Genomic DNA, 20,911 nt, shown 5'->3' on the forward strand with positions numbered 1-20,911 from the left:
ATTTACTTAAAATGCACCTTGGAATTCATCATTCATTCCAAGGTGCATTTTGGAATCGTATTATTACACCAAATCCGATTTTTAAAACCTCTTTATGTTTTTTGGGATTTCCCTACACACTTCCCACACTTCCCACACTTCCCACACTCCCCACACCTCCCACACTTCCCACACTCCCCACACTTCCCACACTTCCCACACTCCCCACACTCCCTCCCCAAACTTTCCACAGGTCATCCAGAGAAACCAGGAAGTGGCTGAGAACAAGCAATAACAACAGTATCTTCTGGAAAACTAATCAAATCTAGATGTTTTGGGTTATTAAGTATTTCGTAGGCAACTAAGAAACCAGCAATTGTCCAAGTTTGGTACCTTCGGGCTTCTTTACCAATCAAACGCCCGTGACGACCATCATAATATTCTGGCCATTTGTCTTTAAACAAGCGAGATGCGGCAACTTCCAATGCCATGTATCCCAATTCAATTCGATTGGTTTTTTGTGCCGCAGCAGCTAATAACCACAATAAAAATGGCCAATTACCACCATTATGGTACGACCAAGGAATATTTTTGGCGTCACAGCCAGTTATAGTCTCCCAGTCTCGACCTTCGATTGCAGGGAAACAAACCTTGATTGGCATTCTTCCAATTAAACTTTCCCAACGGACTGATATCAAATCCATAATACTGTGGGATTGTTCTTCCAAGGCAAGTTGTGAAACAATCGCCATTAAATTACCTTGGGAAAAGAAACGAAAATCCATTCTTCCTGGACCTAAGTTTCCTACAAAATAGCCTCCTGGCTCTGGAAGCCATTCTTTTAACCACTCAGGAATAGTATCTGGATAAATATTAAATTTGTTGATTGCTGTAATTCCGTATTCCTCAACTTTATAGCAGTAGATTTCGTTAAGAATTTGTAGATCGAGCCAGTAGTAGCTGCGTAAATGATAGGCCAAATTCCCCAACCGTTCTTCCACAACAGCAATATATTCGTCTTCTGGTTTTAATAATTCTCTGGCTGCTCGTAAAGAAACATAAAATAATGCTTGAATGTCCAAAGGATAACCATAAACTCCCATGCGCCGGTCAATCATAAATGAACCGTCAGGAACTAGCATTGTGGGAAACATATCAAAGCGGGTGGTCAAGCATACATCTAAAATCAACTTGATGCCCGTTTGAAATTCAGCGCTATGAACCAAAGACCAATCATTACTCGCTTTGACATAGGCGCGCAATATAACTAGCCACCAAAAGCCGGAATCCACAGGTGCGACCCTAGCAATTGCATGCTCTCCAAAATCAGCATGTATATACTCTTCACTATTTTTACTGTGAACGACTTTAAAGCTTGCGGGCATTAAACCTTGACCTGGTTGAAAGCATTCCATTCGCTTATCCCAGCTTTGTAGTGTCAAAGTTTCAAGCAAAAAGTTACGGACAATTTCCGTCTCACCCTTCATGAGAAACGCCAGTGCTGAAACTGCAAAATCGCGAGTAAAACACTGGTCGTAATTAAGAGAACTCATATGTGAGTCGCAAGCAGCTACAGTACCTACTGGAAGACCGCGATAGTTAATTATTGAGTCTTCCAAAGCTTGCCATGCCAGTTCCACTATATTTTTTGAGACTTCCACCTTTATTAGTAGCCTCCCAGTTTAAAAATAATCACAATTAATCAAAATTAAAAATATAACTAAAATACAATCGAGGAAAGGTTTTACAGTCTAGTTCACAGATGTTTTCTCAGCAAGTATACATAATACAAATACTGTTAAAGCACCAAATTAAAATTGACTGATGATAACCTATCCCAAAATTGTAATTCTACTCCTCAACTACAAGGATGAAAGCTTTGTTATCGATTTTCTGTAACTTTTATTAGTAAAAATAAATTATTTATGTATCGACGCTCTAGTGAGACTCGTTGTTATTTTGCTTTTTTAACTCTTGAATTTCTAAAGGATTATCTTCCTTAACTTTGCTTTGATTAACTACTTGAGAAAAATATTTAATGTCGAAATTTAATATTTCTGGAACTGGGTCATAACCTCCCCGACAAAAAGGATTACACCGCAATATTCGCCAAAATGCAAGCAAAAAACCCCGAGAAACTCCAAATTTATCAATAGCTTCGACCGCATACTGAGAACAAGTTGGTACAAAGCGACAAGTTGGAGGGAATAAGGGGGAAATGAATATCCTGTAAGCCTTGATTAACCAAATGAAAATTTTCTTCACAATAAAAAGTGCGTGATTCCAATTACTTTTATTTTTCCTCAATATTTACCTCATATCCAACATTTATTTAACAAATATTGTAATAAATTTGCGAGTATATACTCAAAAGAATATTACTTTTTCTTTGCTTAATCATAGCAATTTCCAACGCAATAAGTAATGTATAGGCTGTATTACATTTGTTCACAAAAAATTAAATTTTCCTCACAGGTTTCTCACATTTTCAACCTACTCTGAAAACATAGCAGCTTATGTGTTGTGTCAACAAAGTTACAAACAGACTGTGGCTGTTGCAGTTAAATAAATCAGGTTAAAGAAAATGATGAACTACTGTCCTTGCTGCACTGATATTCTTTTGCGCCACACAAATGGTAATGGTGTTTATTGGTTTTGCAGAACTTGTTGGCAATCAATGCCAGTTTCTGAGTATAAAAAATCTGATTTGTTAGCAGAAATGTCATTAAGCAATTTATCTCAAGTCATTAAGAAGTTAGAAAAAGTTACTTGTTTGACAGAATCTCAAAAACAAAATATTGCAACTAGCAGTAAATCAGATGTACAGTCAACAACGCTTGTAGAAATTTAAGATTCAAGATAAATCACCTCAAAAATAAATCAATTCAAAATAAATCAATTCAAAATAAATAAGATTAGAAAGATTTTTGAATAATAGTGATTTTGTTTTCTAAGTTTTGACATCAAGATATGCAGTAATTTCACTTAAATTACATCAAAAAATTATAAATCTTGGTTAATATAAATTAGTTGCGAGGATTAATTTATTTAAGGATTGCAGAATCTAATAATTAGCTTAAATCATAATCCCATTTTTTCATGGGTTTATGATTTTTTAATAAAAATACCCCGAAAATTATTCGGGGTTTATTATTTTTTACCTTCTAAATAGTATTTTATTCAAGCCTAAATTAAACTGAATTTGATTGTGTGTCAGGAGAAGTCGCAGTCAGAGACTCTTTTTTCTCTTCAATTATTAATACAGAGCAATGAGCATGATGTAATACATAATTGCTGACACTACCTAAGAAAACTTCAGCGAGTCTAGAACGACTACGACGTCCAACAATAATTAAATCAGCATTCCAATTACGAGCGAATTCACAAATATTACGACCAGGGCTACCAAGTGTTTGAGTAAATTCAGTTTCTACGTTATTTCTTGTCGCGAGGTTAGTATAATACTGTAGGATTTTGATTCCTTCTTGCCTAAATTCATCCCATTCTTTTTGATATAGTTCAGTTCTCGTTAATTCTGGATAATAATTCAGACTTGAATATATCGGCATTAAAGGACTATTTTCCTCTTCTGAAGAAAGAATATGAAGCAACATCAATTTAGCATTACTTTTCACTGCTAAGTCTAATGCTTCTTCAAAAACTTGCTTGTTCATGTGGGACCGATCTAAAGCCACAATAATTTTCTTAAACATAGTATTTATCCCATTCTAAATCTATAAATGCAGTCAGTGCATTTTTGATTGATATTTATAGGTAGATTAACTAGCCAAATCACGCCTTACACTTATATTTATAGTAAGGAAATTTGAGGAATTTGTGAGGGATATTGCGGTGGGAGAAGTAAAATGAATAATAACCACGCTTTGATTCTGGATTTAAGCACCTTGGAGATAATCGTTATTTTATTTACCACTACTAGTAATGTAGTTCGGTTATTGGTAGCTAAATTATATTTACAGATTTAAAATAACTACAACTTTTTCCAACTCAAACGATTAAGTTATGACACGTTAATGAAGAGAAATAATAAGAAAAATCAAGGAAATATAAGTAAATAAATACTTATGATTTGAATGCTGATGATGTTTTGATGTTATGCGTATAGTATTTTTCAAATAGGCAAAAATATCTAATATTATTTTTGTTACCTGTTTCCTACTCCCTGTTCTCTAATAATGAAATATTTTTAGTTAACCTAATTGACAACCACGATATTTACATTACATTAAGTAATTGCTCAGCAAAGATATAAATGAAGCAAAATAAGGTTATGACTTTTTAGGATTGAGTCACTAACCATAAAATATGTCCCTTGGAGGCATGGTCGCAAAGGAATGAAACTTAGAATCAAGATGTAACCAAACTAAAACCACGGTTTTAACTTATAGAAGCAACAAATAAATCCGATCGGCATCAAACAGTGTGACATAAATTTTCAATCCAATAGTAAAAATCGGTTAGTGAATTCGGAATTTGATAATGTTTGTCTTTCTCTGATGGAGGAGATAAATATCGTCATAAATCAACATAATTTACATAGATTTTGAAGGTAGGAAAAATTATGAATGCCAATCAACTTATAACAAGATATGCAGCAGGAGAAAGAAAATTTCAAGGATGGAATCTTCATCAAGCAAATCTTTGTGACCTTAACCTAAGTGGTGCGAACTTCTCTGGTGCTGATTTGAGTGGTGCTGATTTGAGTGGTGCAACATTAAAAGGATGCGACCTTACGAGAGCAAACCTAACTGATGCAGATCTGAATGGAGCAAATTTAAGCGGCACAAAAATGAGTGATGTCAACTTCATTGGGGCTGAACTCACGGGTACGAATTTACAGCAAACAGATTTGAGTCATGCTGATTTGCGGAGTGCTAATTTAGTTAGAGCAAACTTGCTGGGTGCAAACCTAACAGATGCGGAAGTTAGTGGAGCGGATTTTAGGGAAGCCAATCTGAGCTATGCAGGTTTACTTGGTTGCAATTTAAATGATGCAGATACCAGTGGTGCAAATTTAACCAATGCAATGATAACTGATAGAGAAGTAAGTGGTACCATTATGCATGCAAGTATCTCCCATAAATGGGTTACTTGGGCTGGTAGTTATTAACTATTTGCTTGGAAATATAATTTTGAAACAATTTGAGACAACTTGAAGCGTAATTTTTTGGACTTGCAACTGTTTCGATATTGACTGCAAAATTAAAGGTAAATAGTATTACGGTGGTGTTGCAATAACCCTTTTTGGTTGTTGCAACACTTATATTGTGCGTAGGTATTATTGATATAAATCGAAATTATGACGTCATATAAAATACGGAATAAATTGACGTTTGAAAATCTCGATATTTTCTTTAATGTGAAGCGAAGCGATTATAAGATTGGGAAAATAATCCCTAAAATATAACACACTCCAATTAAAAGTAAGAAAATTTCCTTGAGTTTCTGTTTTATACGTGCTACATATGAATAGTTATGACTTATTGATACAATAAACATTCCATAATTGTTTATTAGTCTTAAGTCAGTAATTTACAGTATGAAATTAAATCTAACCTTACCTTTTTTATTGTTTATCAAAGGTTAATTCAGGGTTGGGAATATTTATCAGGGTAATTATTATCAGGGTAATTATTATCAGGGTAATTAATCGTTGCAAATTACTGGGAGCATCTCAATTTTTAGAATTTACCAAAGTTTAGGTTGTCATTGCGAATGAAGCGCAGCGGAATGAAGCAATCGCAGCATCTTGACTTTGTGATTGCTGAGGACGCGCTCCGCGAACGCTCCATTGCATTACGCTCGCAATGATAAAACATATTTTTTAAAACTTGAGATGCTCCCCAAATTACTCGTTAGAGGTAATGATTTAATTATCAGCAATTAAAATTGTCATTGCTGATGTTAGTGTTTTATGCCCGCTTTTATTTTCTTAAATACTGTTCTCTTCTGGGCTAGTAAAACTATTACTAACTTACTTTTGTACTTTGTTTAACATTCCTCTCTGGATATAGCGGTTGGGAAGAGATTTGATTTTTGAACGCATACTGAGATTCAAATTTGCGTTTTACTTTGTGCTGCGCTTTGCTTTGCATGTCATTTTATTTTGGGTTTCTTTATTTATTTAATTTGATAGCTAATTAAGGAGTAAAATCATGAAAACTTACAAGAGCATACCAAATTATTTATCTCGAATCTTATTCGACACTAATTTATTTCTTGAAAATCAGAATAATCAAGAATTAGTTAATAATTATTTTGCATCTCTTCGCCAATCAAAGTCATTTAGATTATTACATACACCACTCTTTGATTTTGATGATGTTGAATCTGCTAATTTTAGTAACCTATTTTTAGCATTTTGGAATCGCAAGATACATGATGGCGATTTTACATTTCCTCGACTGAGAAGGTTTGTTAAATCCTCTAATATAGTAATGTTTGGCGATGATGAATCTGCTAATTTAAATAACCTATTTTTAGAATTTTTAAATCACAAGCAGAAGATAAATGATGATTTGTTTAGTTATTTACCACTAAGCATAAATGATAGAAATACTTTTAATTCATTCAGTGGTTTAATTTTTCCAACTTTAGGTGTTCCCAAGTCTCGTAGGGTTAATAGAAGTAAGCAAAATATTGCTGTACAGGAAAATACTGCTATTAGTAACAGTCATGAGAATCTTGAGAATAACAATGATACGGTTATTAGCAGAACTATTTCTGAGGTATTGAAGAATCCAGAAACACAGTTAGATGAAACCAAAGTTAAGGATAATTTAACTGTTGTTTTTGCAGATAATCTTGAGATTGATAACAGCAGCGGGCTGGATTTGTTGGATATTTATGGAATAGTAGATACGGCTTTACAGGATACCTATAAATATCTGAGCAAGTTCCGATTCGATTCTGAATATAGTGAGAAGTTAGAGACGGCTTTTGGTACTGATTTTAATCGGGAAGCAGCAGATAATTTATTTGATAATTTTGCAGACAGGAATTTTACCGATATTCCTACTATTAAAATTGTGAATCGTGGTGCAATTTATGGTGGGAATGGTGCTTTTTCTACGGATACTGGATTAGTTTATTTAGCGACTGAATTTCTAACTGAGAATTCTCAAAATACTGCTAGAGTTACCGACGTATTAATCGAAGAAATCGGTCATTTTGTTGATTCTGAGATTAATGAGATTGATTCTCCTGGTGATGAAGGAGATATTTTTTCGGAATTGGTTCAGGGGAATACTCTGAGTGATGAGGAGTTACAGGCTTTAAGAGAAGAGAATGATATTGTTACTGTTATTCGTAATGGTCAAGAAGTAACTACTATTCCTAATGAGCCAGATATAAAAATTGAGAATAATACTAAATTAAGAGTTGGAACATGGAATGTTTTTAGTAAAAACGCAACTTCAGTAAATTCTCAATCTTTCCCAGGAAATATCGCAGAGGTCTTGAGAAGAATAAATTATATAGCGAAATATGGATGGAATCACAATATAGACATCATTGTTCTACAAGAAATACCAAATTCAAGCAACTTTCCACTAGCAACAGAGCTATCAAAACTGTTAAATAATCCTGCCAATCCTGGATTAACGAAATTTACTAAAACAGGGCTACAAACTTTAACAGGAAATTACAATTATAAAGTTTTTGAAACTGAGTATCCTAATCCGAATCCTCCTGGGATTAGTAATAATAAAATAACAACTGATGGATACTTGATTTTGTATAATGGTAGAACTATTAATAATATAACAAACCCAAGTTTTTATTATCCCCATAGTTTTAGACATGGGAATACATACCAATATAGACCACCTATTCAGTTTGATGTACAAGGAGGTGGAGGTTCCTATAGATTTTTGACATGGCATAATGAAGTTAATGATTACAATGGTATTCCTCATCAACATACCGCAGCAACTAAGAATTTAGAATTGTTAACTACAGCATTAGCTGCCGATCCCTCATACCAAAATAATCAATACATTTTACTTGGGGATTTAAATGTTGGAAGTCAGCAAATACAAGGAACAACTGCTAATCCTATACTTCCGAACATGGGTGGACATCAGTCTAGTCAAAAATTAGATTATATATTAACAAATAGAGGGGTAGTAGATGAACTAGAGATTTTTAATACGCAAAATATAAACCCTGGCCAAACAAATAATGTTGATTATAATTTATTTAGCGATGCACATTATGCAATGTTTGCTGAAATTACAACTAACGCTGCTAATTCACAAACATTTATCTTTGGAAATACTATAATAAGTACAGGAAATCAACGACTTATTAACAACAAGCCAGTTAAAAAAGGTAACAATTTTAGTGGAACTCTTCAGTATGAATATTCAGGTCATCAACCAGAGCCTAGTTGGGAAAATCAAAGAATTAAGATAGGAAAAAATGAGCGTATTTTCGCCCCACTTACTATTGTTGATGGTGGCAAAGTAACAGTTCGTAAAGAAACTGTAGATGGAAAAACCAAAGAATTTATCTACATTGAAGAAAATAGCTCTAATGTAAATGCAAAGGTTTATTCGGCTATTGGTAATAATAGAAGTTCTGCTTTATTTAATGGAAACCTTAAATTTGATGCAGAAACACTATCGGGAACCATTACTGATAAAGGTGACAGTGACGATTCTGGATTCAAATTACTTGGTGGAATAGAAGTTTTTTTTGAAGGCTTATCATTTGATGAAGATGAAAATGGTAACCCTCAACTAAGATTACAAGGTTCAATGTTATTACCAGAAGAACTGGTTGGTGTAAACGGTTTAGTAGAAATTAATGGAGAAGATTATATAGGTATCAGTGATAATGGTGTTAGTGTCTCTGGAGGTTCTGTAAAACTTCCTGGTGAGGATACCTTAAATATTCTCGGTCTGTTGGAAATTAAAGCAAATGATGCTGAAGTACACTTTGATTTTGACAATCAAGAAGCAACACTCCAAGGTACTTTTAGTATTCCCACTCTCAAAAACACCACATTTGAATTAAATGGTGGTAATTACATCAAGATCAAAAAGACTGATGAAGGTCTTGATTTCTCAATGGTAGCAGATGTTCATGCCTCAAATATTCCCTTATTTGGGGAATGGGAAATCCAAGACATCAATCTAAATGTTAATACTCCTAATAATAGTTTTGTTGTTGATGCTGAACTAAAAACCCCTGGTAGTCCAATCAACCTAGAACTTGCATTTAATCAAGGTAAACTCACCCAAATAACAGGTAGTAGTGGTATCGGAACAGATTTTAATTTCTTGGGTGCACAAGTAGATATCCAGACAGTAAACGCTATTGTTGACATAAACCCACAAGATAGCGAACCCTGGGACCCAGAATTTTCTCTTCAAGGTGAAATTGTAATTCCTCAACTCAGGGGTTTAAGAGGTTCGCTAACAGGTAATAATAAGTTAATAGTTAATAAAAACGGAGCTAAATTAACAGGTGCAGAGTTATCAGCTGATGACATCCAATTTGGAAAATGGAAACTCCGCGATATTAAAGTAAAATACGATAGTAATAAAGAGGAATTTGTTGGCAGTGCCTTTCTCCAAACTTATACTGGAGAAGATATAGGAGTATCACTAATATTTGATCGCAACGGTCTGAAAAATATCACTGCTACTAACGTTAATTTTAATTTATTCGGTGCTAAAGCAAATATCACCACCATAGATTTTAATCCTGATAGAAGACCGGATGATCAGGACGACTGGGACCCAGAATTTTCTCTTCAGGGTGAAATTGAAATTCCTCAACTCAAGGGTTTAAAAGGTTCGTTAACAGGTGATAAGAAGTTAATAGTTACTAAAGATGGAGCTAAATTAACAGGTGTAGAACTGACTCTAGATGAAATTAATTTTGGAAACTGGAAACTAAGTAATATACGAGTATCTTACGATGCCAACCAAGGAGTATTCGCTGGCAACGCAACTTTGTCAGATTTAACGGGAATTGAGATAGGTGTATTATTAGAATTTGATCAGAACGGTCTACGAAGAATTGCAGCCAATGCTAGTGACCTTAAATTATTAAATTATACTGTAAGTGATGTCACTGTTGACTTTACTATTGACAAAAACCTACAAGATAGTGAACCTTGGGATCCAGAATTTGTATTGGGAGGTAGAATCACAAATAATGGAGTTTCCCCTGGTTGGAAGATAAAAGAAGCAGCGTTTCAGATTGATACTACCAATAATCAAACAAAAATCTTTGCCGAAGGAATAATTGAAATACCTTCTGGAGTTGAAGTTGATGCTAAAGTTTATTGGAATGGTAACAAATTAGAATCTATTGAGATAGACGTAGAAGATCTTAATAGACCCATCGGTAAACCAATTGCATTTCTTCAAAGTATGAGTGGCTCCTATCAAGGAAGCACAACAGAATTTACAGGTAGTCTTGGGATTACATTAGGACCACAAATTGATTTACAGCGAATTTCTATTCCTTTTGTTGACATTCCACAAGAGAGAGTATCACTTCTAAGACTAGATCTAAGTGCAACTGTTACTCCAGAATATTTTAATGGTAAGGGCGAAGTTAAAATTCTTGATGGTCTACTAGGAATAGGAAGTAGAACTGGTGAAATTAATTTCAATTGGAAGCATAACTCTTTTCTAGCAAAAACTGAGTTGGATATGCTATGGGGACTAATTAAAGCAGATGCTTCCCTGATAGGTCGCGGACGTGGTGAAAATCAGTTTGATATCTATGCTTTTGCTGAAGGAAGTGTTAATATTCCCGATCCTATTCCCGTTATCGGAGGATTCACATTAGGGTCTGGAGGTGCTTATCTTCAATTCATAGATGATGGTAATAACAGTAATGATTACATTGCAGCTTGGGGGCAATTCTTATTTTGGGAAATAGCTTTAAAATTTGGTTTTGATGGCAGTATCAGTTTTATTAATTCAGGAATATCTCAATTTGCAAAAGACAATATTGCTAGTTTAGAAGCGAATATTAACAACGCTTATACTACTCCTGCTAATCTTCAGCTTTCCCCAACAGGTACGGTTGAAGGTAAAGGTACTCGTGGTGACGATTTCCTCAAAGGTCGAGATGATGATAATACTCTTGATGGTGGAGATGGTAATGACGTTCTGAGTAACCGTGCTGGTAATAATCTATTCAGTGGTGGTGCTGGTAATGATATTTTGATTGGTGGATGGGGAGATGATACTTACGTTTTTGATACAGATAATGCACTTGGAGCAGACACAATCAATGAAACCATGATTGCTGTCAAAACATTCAATAATAGCTATGTTAAAGCCAGTAAACCTGGTATTGGTAAATGGTTTCTAGAACGAAACCAATTTATAGGAGATTGGGAAAAATTTACTGTTGTGAATAATGGTGATGGAACAATTTCTCTGAGAACCTTCCATGAACATCATTTTTGGAAAGCCGATAATATTGGAAAGTATCTTTTTGGTCCCTGGAATGTCCAGCAGAACCCCTTTATCGGTGATTGGGAAAAATTCACAATTGTTGAAAGTGATGGGAAAATTGCTTTCAAAACCTTCCATAACACCTATGTACGTGTCAATGGTTGGGACATAGATCAAGGTACACGGATTGGTGAATGGGAAAAATTTGAGATTGAAAACCAACATAATAACAGTACAGATACATTAGATTTCTCTGCAACCACTACGAAAGTTATTAACCTAGACTTGAGCAATCCTAGACAACAGTATATTAATGAAAATCTTTCTTTAACTTTAGGTATTAGTATAGGTTCCCAGACTTTCATAAATATAGAAAACGCATCTGGTGGTAGTTTAAATGATACATTACGAGGAAATCATTTAAATAACCGTCTGTTAGGAAAGAATGGTAATGATTTTATCGATGGTTTACAAGGTAATGATTGGTTAACAGGTGAATGGGGTAGAGATACCGTAATAGGTGGTGATGGTGATGATGTAGTTCTGGGGGGTAATGAAACTCCCGATGGTGATTCTGCAAATGATACCTTATGGGGTGGTGCTGGTAATGATTATCTGGATGGGGAACAAGGTCATGACTGGTTGAGCGGTGAATGGGGTAGAGATACCGTCAAAGGTGGGGACGGTAACGATACACTTTATGGAGGAAACGAAAACCCCCATGGTGATTCGGCAAATGATACTCTATGGGGTGGAGCAGGTGATGACTCTCTTGACGGTGAACAAGGTAATGATTGGCTAACAGGTGAATCGGGTCGCGATATTATTAGAGGTGGTGACGGTAACGACACAGTTTTGGGAGGAAATGAAAATCCCCATGGTGATTCGGCAAATGATACTCTATGGGGTGGTGCAGGTGATGAYTMTCTTGATGGMGARCAAGGTRATGATTGGYTAASWGGTGAATSGGGTMGMGATAYYRTYARAGGTGGKGAYGGTAACGAYACASTTTWKGGAGGAAAYGAAAACCCCYATGGTGATTCGGCAAATGATACTCTATGGGGTGGTGCAGGTGATGAYTMTCTTGATGGRGAGCAAGGTRATGATTGGYTAASWGGTGAAGATGGTCAAGATACCGTCAAAGGTGGGGACGGTAATGATACACTCTATGGAGGAAATGAAAACCCCGTTGGTGATTCAGCAAATGATACCCTACTGGGTGGAATTGGAGATGATGTTCTTGGTGGAGAACAAGGAAACGATTCATTAAATGGTGAAGCTGGCAATGATACATTAACTGGTGGGGCTGGTGCAGATAATTTTGTATTCAATTCCAGTTTAGACGGGATTGATACTATTACAGACTTTTCTAGTTCAGACGGAGATAAAATTCAGATTGTCTCTAGCTTTGGTGCAACTTCTACAAGTCAATTCACTTACAACAGTACTACAGGTGCTTTAAGCTTTAACCAGAATGGCAATGATACTCATTTTGCGACCTTGAATACCAATGCTGGTTTGAATATTACCCAGGACATCATACTTGTATAATCGATTTCAGATTCGATTGAAATAAAATAAGTTCTTACAAAGGTGGAGTAACCCACCTTTTTTATTCCTTGTCTGCTTAAGTAGCTGTAAAATCTAAGTAGTAATACATAAAGTTAACAAATTTAGGGACATCATATATCTTGTTGTCTCGCCCCAACGATAGCTAAAGCAACCCCAATCAGTAATACACCCGCACCAACAAATTCCAACACTCCTGGAACCTCTTGATAAATCAAATAACCAAGAAAGCTGGAACATATTGGCTCAAACAAGATAGTCAATGCAACCAAAGTCGGCGAAATTGATCGCATCGCCCAATTGAAGCTAGTATGTCCTATCAGTTGGGGAAAAAGAGCCATTAACAAAACATACAAGTAAAAAGTAATGGGGTGATCGATATAACCCGAATCGAATATCACAGGTAAAGGTAAAAGTATTACTGCTGCTGTTGTATACGCAACAGTCACGTATGCTCCAATGCTTAATCCTAGTTTTTGGGCTTCCCGTCCCCAGAGTAAATATAAACTTGCTGCACATGCTCCCATCAAAGCCAAAGCATTACCTAACAATGCTTGACTAGTCGCAGTCTGGATTTGAAGATTTCCAAAACCGATCGCGATCGCACCAAAAACAGCGATTCCCACCCCAGTGACCGTAAGAAGAGAAGGTTTTTCTTTAAACCAAAGCCAAGAAAATAGAGTTACCCAAAGGGGGTTAGTTGCAACTAAAGTTGTAGAAGCAGTAATTGATGTGTAACTGAGGGAAGAAATCCAAGTTGCAAAATGTAAAGCGAGAAAAATTCCAGCAATTCCAGCATAGTAAATTGCTTGAGAATTAACCCGAAGCTCGGGAAATTTTCTTGCAGATGGAAGCAGTATCAACGCAGCGATAGTTAATCGTGAAGCAGCAAGAACCAGACTAATTCCAGCACCAGAAGTCCCTGCAGCGTCAAACGCCAATCTGGTAAAAATTGCAGCAGTCGAAGCCGCACATACCCCAACACTAAGGACTAAACCAATCTTCCAATTTAAAACCATTATTGATAGATTCTCAGTGTTGCCCCATTCCAGTACCTGTGAATAATTTTACTACCCAAACTTATCTGTTATTTATTAACTATTAACTGATAACTGTTAGCGCCTAGCAAAGCGTACCGGATCCGTAGGTAGCAGCTCCGTAGGTAGCGCAGCTATAGCTATAGGTATTGCGTGCGCGTTAGCGGCTAGCGGTAGCGTACCGTAGGTATTGCGGGACACGTAAGTGTACACAGCGCATTAACTGATAACTGATAACTGTTAACTGTTGACTGATAACCTCAAGGAGATTTCTAGATGACGGTAACTGGAGTAAAAATTATTTTGGTAGAACCTGCAGGTCCCATGAATGTAGGTTCTGTGGCGCGGGTAATGAAAAATTTCTGTTTAAATCAATTAGTTTTGGTTAATCCCAAATGCGATTATCTAGGAGAGGAAGCACTGAGAATGGCAGTTCACGCAAAAGATGTTTTGCAAACAGCCGAAGTAGTTAACACTTTACCTGAGGGATTAAAAGGATGCAAACGTGCGATCGCCACAACTGCTAGAAGTCGAGATTGGGAAATACCCTTAGAACCACCCCGCATCGCCTTACCTTGGTTACTTGAAGAAATCGGACAACCATCCGCATTAATTTTTGGTCCAGAAGACAGGGGACTGAGTAATGAAGAATTAAACTACGCTCAGCGATTTATGCGCATTCCCACAAATCCAGAATATGCTTCCTTAAATTTAGCAACGAGTGTAGGTATCTGTTGTTATGAATTGGCAACAATTTCAGGAATTTTTTTAGATTCTAAGGTGGACAATTCAGAATATAAAGTAGAAAATCATTATAAAATACAACCACAGATAGAAGCGAAAACACAAGAAAACACCAATAACACCTTTGAAAAACCCCTAGAAACATTATCAGTTAATCATTCGGAGTATGACATCGCACCTTTAGACGTTGTCGAAGGTTATTACCAACAGCTAGAATCTGTACTATTAACAATTAGTTACCTATATCCCCATACAGTAGCTAGTCGGATGGAGAAATTCCGTCAAATGTATAATCGCGCCCAACTGCGAACAAAAGAAGTAGCTATGCTACGGGGGGTTCTGCGTCAAACCTTATGGGCGCTATCAAATCACGAATTGCTAGATATTTCCAATCAAGCAAATTCCAGCCAAGCAAGTGAACGTGAAAACTTGTAAATCATTATCCAAGATGTACGGGATTATCCTGCACAATAATGATTTATGACTTACACTAAACACGGAAACGCTATAACAGTGGCAGTTATCAAGCTCTAAGTCGGGGTGCTTTGGAAGTAGGTTAAGTTTTCGGAAGTTAGTACGGGAGAATTCGAACGTACGCGAGAGTTCTACTTGAGTAACTCAAAAGGAGTAGCGGTGTCAGAGTCAATTGACAAGTTCACAGCTTTTCCACGGCGTCAACCTAGCAACCGCCGTCAGTTTCCTAGTATAGAAAAAAAAGTGGCAAATAATTCAGGAAAATCTCGTAGAAAGCAACCGCCAACCTCAAGGGGAGGTGCATTGGCGCGTCCTCTCGCCAAGCATTCTGCCGCGAAAGGCGTTCCTGTTAAACGTGTAAAAACAAGGGTACCCGTCGCGAAGTCTAAGGGTAATCCGCCCAGAAGAATTCCTCCTTCTCAGGTTCATACGGCAAATTCCCGCAGTGCTGTTCCTGCAAGGGCTAAACCTAAAGCAGCTAACGCCCAAGCGGTGAAGTTAAAGCGGGTACGCAAACAGCCATTACCAGGGAAGAGGATTACAATGTCTCGCCGGACGCGCTTAAAGCCGATGGCTAGAACAATTCTGTACGCCTTGCGACTGTTAATCGTTGGAGTTGGTATTGGTGCAATAGTGGGTACTGCATTGTCAATGTTTGACCCGGCGACCAGAATCAATTCTGCAACCTCATCTTCTGAGGCTAAAGTCGGACAAAATCAATCTCAATCTAATTTAGATCCAGGAAATCTCGTACTCACCCAAGAGATTGCTCCTTTAAAAGCTAGCTTGCAAAGTATGGCGAATCAGAATCCTAGTATTCGTCCAGGAGTATATTTAATCGATTTGGATGATGGGCGCTATGTAAATGTGAACGCCACACTTAGTTTCCCCGCTGCAAGTACAATTAAAATCCCTATTTTAGTTGCCTTTTTCCAGGATGTAGATAATGGCAAAATCCGCCTCAATGAGGTTTTGACCATGGAAAAAGATGATATGGTCGGTGGTTCTGGAGATATGCGCAACCAACCAGCAGGGACCACATATAAAGCATTGGAAGTTGCTGATAAGATGATGACTATCAGTGACAATACAGCTACTAACATGTTGATAAAGCGTATGGGAGGTATGCAGGCGCTCAATCAACGTTTTCGTCGTTGGGGTTTGACTCACACAGCACTTCGCAATCCACTTCCAGATATTGAAGGGACAAACACCACATCACCCAAAGACTTAGGAGATGTGATGGCGATGGTAAGTCGGGGTCGTTTGGTAAGTATGCAATCACGCGATCGCATTTTGGCAATTATGCGACAAAATACCAGAAGGCATTTATTACCTACAGGTTTGGGAGAAGGAGCAACAATTGCCAATAAGACGGGATATATCGGTAAAATGTTGGGAGACGCCGGTTTAGTCGATCTAGTAACCGGTAAGCGTTATACCATCGCCGTGATGGTAGAGCGAAAGGTTAAAGATGACCCCAGTGCAGAAAAGTTTATTAAATCTGCTTCCCGTCAGGCTTTTGAAGAATTAAGTAAGCCTAATAATCTTCCAAACCAAAGTAATCGAAGCGGAAATAGTCCACCGGTTAACCCCATGCAACAGAGAGGGATGACTACTCCCACATATCCGACTAATAGGGGTAACGTGCCTATGAATACTTATAGTTCGCCAGTGACGTCACCAGTTCACACCAGGTTTGGAAGAAATTATCCCCCAAATCAGTATCAACAGCCAGCCAATCAGCAGTATCATTATCCATATCAGAGATAATATTCTTCGTATAAATCATGGCATCTAATAATCCTTCAATTCAGTTTTTTGCTGGCATAAAAGAAGAGCTGGATAACGTTAGTCTGCGGAGAAATACCCGTTCTGGGAACCGCGTTATTGTAATGACTTTTAATAAATTGAAAGCGATAGAAGGTGCAAATAGTTTTACTAAGCAATCTTTAAATTCCATGCTTTTAACTGACGAAGAAGGTGATATTAGCGTTACACCTTCTTCAACTCGATTTATTTTTGGTGGGGATGAAGGGGATGAGTTAAGGAAAGTAGAGTGCAAGGTTGAAATCGAACATGAGGATCATTGGGAACGTTTTATGCGTTTCATGCATCGTTATGCAGAGCAAAATGGGATGGAGTATGGAGAAAAATCCCAATCCACTGATGCTTGATGGTAGTTATTTAACTTGATATACATCCGCAACTTTTTCAAGTGAATAAATCACGTGTAGAGACGTACCATGGTACGTCTCTACAAGATGGTACGTCTCTACAAATATTTTATGTTTGACACGTAATTCAATTATATAAAAACAGTTATTACCAATAACGGTTATTTATTTTTTTACTAAGATATATGCTTTTGCATATGTTGGTAATCTGCGATTATTTTCGTTAAATTTTTGTCTATTGGGAAAGATTCCGGCGAGAAAATCTAATTGATAAAGATTGGGTAGGAAAGCGCCACCTGTATCTGCTAAAACTCCCATTTTCAATCTTCTGCGACCGCCTTTATTGTACTCTAAAACAATAATTTTACCTAAACCAACGTTTAAGACATCTCCAGCGAAGGTGACTCCCGGTTTAACAGATATTTTTGCATTTATCTCATGACCGTAACCTTTGATTGCATCAACTTGTCTGAAATACCAATAACGTTTTTGTGCTCTTCTTTTTAACCCTTTGACATAAGGAATTCCATTATTTCGATCTACATTGAAAAATGCTTGAGAACCGTCAGGAAAATTAATCAGGATTGTACCTTGCATTAATGCTTCTTCTAAACCTTCTCGGGTAAGATAAGCAAGGGGTTCAACCTTACCAAATTCTTTTCCACCGCGCTCATAAATTCCTGATAAAACCTGTTGCTTAGTATATTTTTTATAAAATTTATCTGTAGCTAACTCGTCCTTGAGACTGTAAATTGGCGTATTATAAGTAGAAGTTTTTCTTCGAGAACCGGAATGGGAAAAAACAGCATATTTGGTGATTCTTAAATTTTTTCTCCGCAGATTTTTAGGATTATATGCAGACCATTTAATTACTCTGAAGTGTTTGTTAATAAAATTGGGATCCTGTAAGCGGGTTGGTCTACCATTAGCAATATCTTGGCGTAATGTTGCAATCATAAAATCCAAAGTTTTGAGAACATCCGGTATCGTTACACCTTGGGTTCCCAGTATTCCGGTTCTCTGCACATCTGGGTCTGCATCACTATGTTCTTGGAAATATTTTCTGGTGTTTAGCAGAACTGTTAATAGGTCTGATTGATTTAGATCGACTTTAGTTCTGGGTAGTTTTCCGGTTCTAAAAACGCGATCGCCATTAATCTTAAATTTATTTCTTTTTAATTCATCAATTACTTGGTAAGTTTTTGATAATGATTTTTGTTGCGCTGTATCTTTCTCTTGTTGATTACTATTGATTGTAGATACTGGGTTAACAGTTAAACTGTTTTGATAATTTGCAGCTAACTGTAGTGAAGTTTTTGTTTCAGTGACTGAATTTTGATTTTTTAGTTGATTTTTATTTTTTGTTTGAAGTTGACTTTGAGCGTAGGAAATACTTTGGGAACGAGTACGTAAATAACTTCCGGTTAAAGTAACCCCAAATAAAGCAGCAAAAGCGACACCTAAGCAAAGTTTTTGATTGGAGAATATACCCATAAGATAAAAATCAATATTCAGTGACATTTATATTGATTTTGCACTAAGAAAAGATGTTCCGTACAATTAATTTAGGACAAAATTAGAAGTCAAGAGTTAGGGGTCAGGAGTCAGAAGTCAGAATTATGCGCAATACTTACAGTACGCTTACGCTAGGTCGCGCATGTGTTAAAGCCTCGCTACCGCTAACGCAGCGCTAACAAAAGTCGGGAGAGGAGGTAAATTGAAGGATTTTAATAAAAGTAAAGCACTAGAGGGGAGTACTTGATATAATAATTTTTATATATTTTGTAGTTCTACGCGATCAAATCTGGAACTCTAAAGCTTTGAATCTTTTGTGAATCGAAAATATCTAACTTCATATTATCAATATGACTTTTGTCATGGATTTTTATGACTCTATTCAGCATTAAAGTCCGATTTACGCTGCTAAAATTCATGTGTATTGCGTATAATACTTGGCTCAATGACTCAAATACAATTTGGATACACTTAAAATTCGATATACTCAGAATTCGATATATTTAGAATTTGATTTTTTATAATCTGCTTTCCTTGTTGTTTCTATATATCTGCAAGAGTAATACTCTAAAACAGATTATCGTCAAAATAGTATTCTTTTTGTTTTAATATCTTTTTCCAAATTTTTTGTTCATTTGACTTCTTTGTCGATACAACTCGAAATTGACCTACTGTAAAACTCAAGAAATATTTAACTCTAAACCTATTGGGAACTGATTTATTATGTTTCAGCCACAAAATGGAGTTCGCCAAAAGGCATCTATTATTTTTTGGCGGTATATTATTCGTTATACGTTTATTTTTGTTTTTCTCAGTCTATCTACAGCCTGTGCTTCCCTGCAAGCACAAAATAATAAACCTGAAACTTCTACGCAAACAGAAATTCCAACTTCCAGTAGGGTTGTAGCCCTCGGTAGAATTATACCTGAGGGAGATGTAATTAAAATTTCCGTGGTCAATGCGCGGGATAGTCGCGTAAATCAAATTCTTGTCAAAGAAGGTGATTTTGTCAAACCGAATCAATTAATAGCGGTTTTGCAAGGAACAGAAAGAGCCGAACAGCAGTTGCGAGAAGCAAAAGCCAATGTAGCGATTAAACGGGCTAGATTGCTGAAAATTCGTCAAGGAGATGCAAAAGTAGGAGAATTAGCTGCTCAAAGAGCAGCGATCGCAGAGTTGGAAGCTAGATTGCGATCAGAAACAAGACAAAAAGCAGCTTTAGTTGCTCAAGCAGAAGCTACTTTGCGTAACACTAAAATCAAATATGAGCGCAATCACGTGTTAACTAAAGAAGGAGCACTCCAACAAGCTGAACTAGATAACGCTACAGAAGAATACAAGAGAGCACAAGCTAGTATTTCCCAAAGTAAAGCAGATTTAGAAAATACTACGTCAACTCTAGAAGCAAAATTAACAAAAGAAAAAGCAAATTTACGTAGGTTAAAAGAAGTTCGTCCTGTGGATGTAGAAATAGCTAAGGCTGAATTAGAACAAGCCTTAATTCAAGTAGAACAACGCAAAGCTGAATTGGATGATACACAAGCAAGAGCACCAATTGGCGGACAAATTTTACGAATTAATACCCGGGTTGGAGAACAGGTAAATACCGAGCAGGGTATTGCAGAACTCGGACAAACCAAGCAGATGTATGTAGTTGCGGAGGTTTATGAAACCGATATTATTCGGGTAAGAAAGGGACAAACAGCCACTATTAATAGTGAATACGGTGGGTTTAAAGGAGAAATCAAAGGTAAGGTAGACCAGATTGGCTTACAAATTGGTAAAACTCGCCTCAATCAAGATAAAACAAACCCAAATACTGATGTTAACGCTCGAGTAGTGGAAGTTAAAATTCGTGTCAATCCTGAAGATAATCCCAAAGTCTCGGCTTTAACAGGAATGCAAGTCCGCGTCAAAATTGATGTTTAACTTATTATTCCTCCAATTACCAATTACCCATTACCAATTA

13 protein-coding genes are annotated in these 20,911 nt (G+C 36.6%); 7 read left to right on the forward strand and 6 right to left on the reverse strand.

Annotated features, from left to right (window positions below; translation table 11 throughout):
- Nucleotides 1–112 precede the first annotated feature (112 nt).
- The 3 genes from BC008_RS49680 to yidD all read right to left on the reverse strand — a co-directional run bounded on the left by BC008_RS49680 (nucleotide 113) and on the right by yidD (nucleotide 2,244).
- Complete coding sequence (locus BC008_RS49680) at nucleotides 113–271, reverse strand: hypothetical protein (RefSeq protein WP_235595941.1); 159 nt, start codon at nucleotides 269–271, stop codon at nucleotides 113–115.
- Nucleotides 234–1,640, reverse strand: a complete 1,407-nt coding sequence (locus tag BC008_RS25960; RefSeq protein WP_235595942.1) for a glycoside hydrolase 100 family protein — start codon at nucleotides 1,638–1,640, stop codon at nucleotides 234–236. Before BC008_RS25960 ends, BC008_RS49680 begins: the two co-directional genes overlap by 38 nt.
- A gap of 277 nt (nucleotides 1,641–1,917) precedes the next feature.
- A complete protein-coding gene (yidD, locus tag BC008_RS25965; RefSeq protein ID WP_058184032.1) occupies nucleotides 1,918–2,244 on the reverse strand; it encodes a membrane protein insertion efficiency factor YidD in 327 nt (108 codons plus the stop codon).
- 319 nt (nucleotides 2,245–2,563) lie between these two features.
- Here yidD and BC008_RS25970 point away from each other — a divergent pair, with 319 nt between their 5' ends.
- Nucleotides 2,564–2,830 (forward strand): hypothetical protein, encoded by a 267-nt coding sequence (locus tag BC008_RS25970; RefSeq protein ID WP_058184033.1) that lies wholly within the window; start codon nucleotides 2,564–2,566, stop codon nucleotides 2,828–2,830.
- A 340-nt stretch (nucleotides 2,831–3,170) separates the two neighbouring features.
- On the opposite strand, the gene BC008_RS25975 is transcribed toward BC008_RS25970, so the two are convergent.
- A complete protein-coding gene (locus BC008_RS25975) occupies nucleotides 3,171–3,692 on the reverse strand; it encodes a universal stress protein (protein WP_027844336.1) in 522 nt (173 codons plus the stop codon).
- A gap of 869 nt (nucleotides 3,693–4,561) precedes the next feature.
- On the opposite strand from BC008_RS25975, the gene BC008_RS25980 reads away from it, so the two are divergent.
- The gene (locus BC008_RS25980; RefSeq protein WP_027844335.1) at nucleotides 4,562–5,110 is read left to right on the forward strand and encodes a pentapeptide repeat-containing protein; all 549 of its coding nucleotides are present in this window, start codon (nucleotides 4,562–4,564) and stop codon (nucleotides 5,108–5,110) included.
- Between the two features lie 1,045 nt (nucleotides 5,111–6,155).
- Nucleotides 6,156–12,977, forward strand: a complete 6,822-nt coding sequence (locus BC008_RS25985; RefSeq protein WP_058184034.1) for a hypothetical protein — start codon at nucleotides 6,156–6,158, stop codon at nucleotides 12,975–12,977.
- Between the two features lie 131 nt (nucleotides 12,978–13,108).
- On the opposite strand, the gene BC008_RS25990 is transcribed toward BC008_RS25985, so the two are convergent.
- The gene (locus tag BC008_RS25990) at nucleotides 13,109–14,014 is read right to left on the reverse strand and encodes a DMT family transporter (protein WP_027845550.1); all 906 of its coding nucleotides are present in this window, start codon (nucleotides 14,012–14,014) and stop codon (nucleotides 13,109–13,111) included.
- 294 nt (nucleotides 14,015–14,308) lie between these two features.
- On the opposite strand from BC008_RS25990, the gene BC008_RS25995 reads away from it, so the two are divergent.
- From BC008_RS25995 to psb28, 3 genes are all read left to right on the forward strand, one after another.
- Nucleotides 14,309–15,211, forward strand: coding sequence for an RNA methyltransferase (locus BC008_RS25995; RefSeq protein WP_027845551.1), 903 nt, complete (start codon nucleotides 14,309–14,311; stop codon nucleotides 15,209–15,211).
- A gap of 198 nt (nucleotides 15,212–15,409) precedes the next feature.
- Nucleotides 15,410–17,023, forward strand: coding sequence for a serine hydrolase (locus BC008_RS26000; RefSeq protein WP_036267371.1), 1,614 nt, complete (start codon nucleotides 15,410–15,412; stop codon nucleotides 17,021–17,023).
- 17 nt (nucleotides 17,024–17,040) lie between these two features.
- Nucleotides 17,041–17,427 carry a photosystem II reaction center protein Psb28 gene (gene psb28, locus BC008_RS26005; protein WP_027845553.1) on the forward strand — a complete coding sequence of 129 codons (387 nt, stop codon included), beginning with the start codon at nucleotides 17,041–17,043 and terminating at the stop codon, nucleotides 17,425–17,427.
- 165 nt (nucleotides 17,428–17,592) lie between these two features.
- Here psb28 and BC008_RS26010 read toward each other — a convergent pair whose 3' ends face one another.
- Nucleotides 17,593–18,921, reverse strand: coding sequence for a hypothetical protein (locus BC008_RS26010; protein WP_027845554.1), 1,329 nt, complete (start codon nucleotides 18,919–18,921; stop codon nucleotides 17,593–17,595).
- Nucleotides 18,922–19,665: 744 nt separating this feature from the next.
- On the opposite strand from BC008_RS26010, the gene BC008_RS26015 reads away from it, so the two are divergent.
- Nucleotides 19,666–20,871, forward strand: coding sequence for an HlyD family efflux transporter periplasmic adaptor subunit (locus tag BC008_RS26015; RefSeq protein ID WP_082650604.1), 1,206 nt, complete (start codon nucleotides 19,666–19,668; stop codon nucleotides 20,869–20,871).
- Nucleotides 20,872–20,911 lie beyond the last annotated feature (40 nt).

The organism is Mastigocoleus testarum BC008 (assembly GCF_001456025.1).
Lineage (GTDB): Bacteria > Cyanobacteriota > Cyanobacteriia > Cyanobacteriales > Nostocaceae > Mastigocoleus > Mastigocoleus testarum.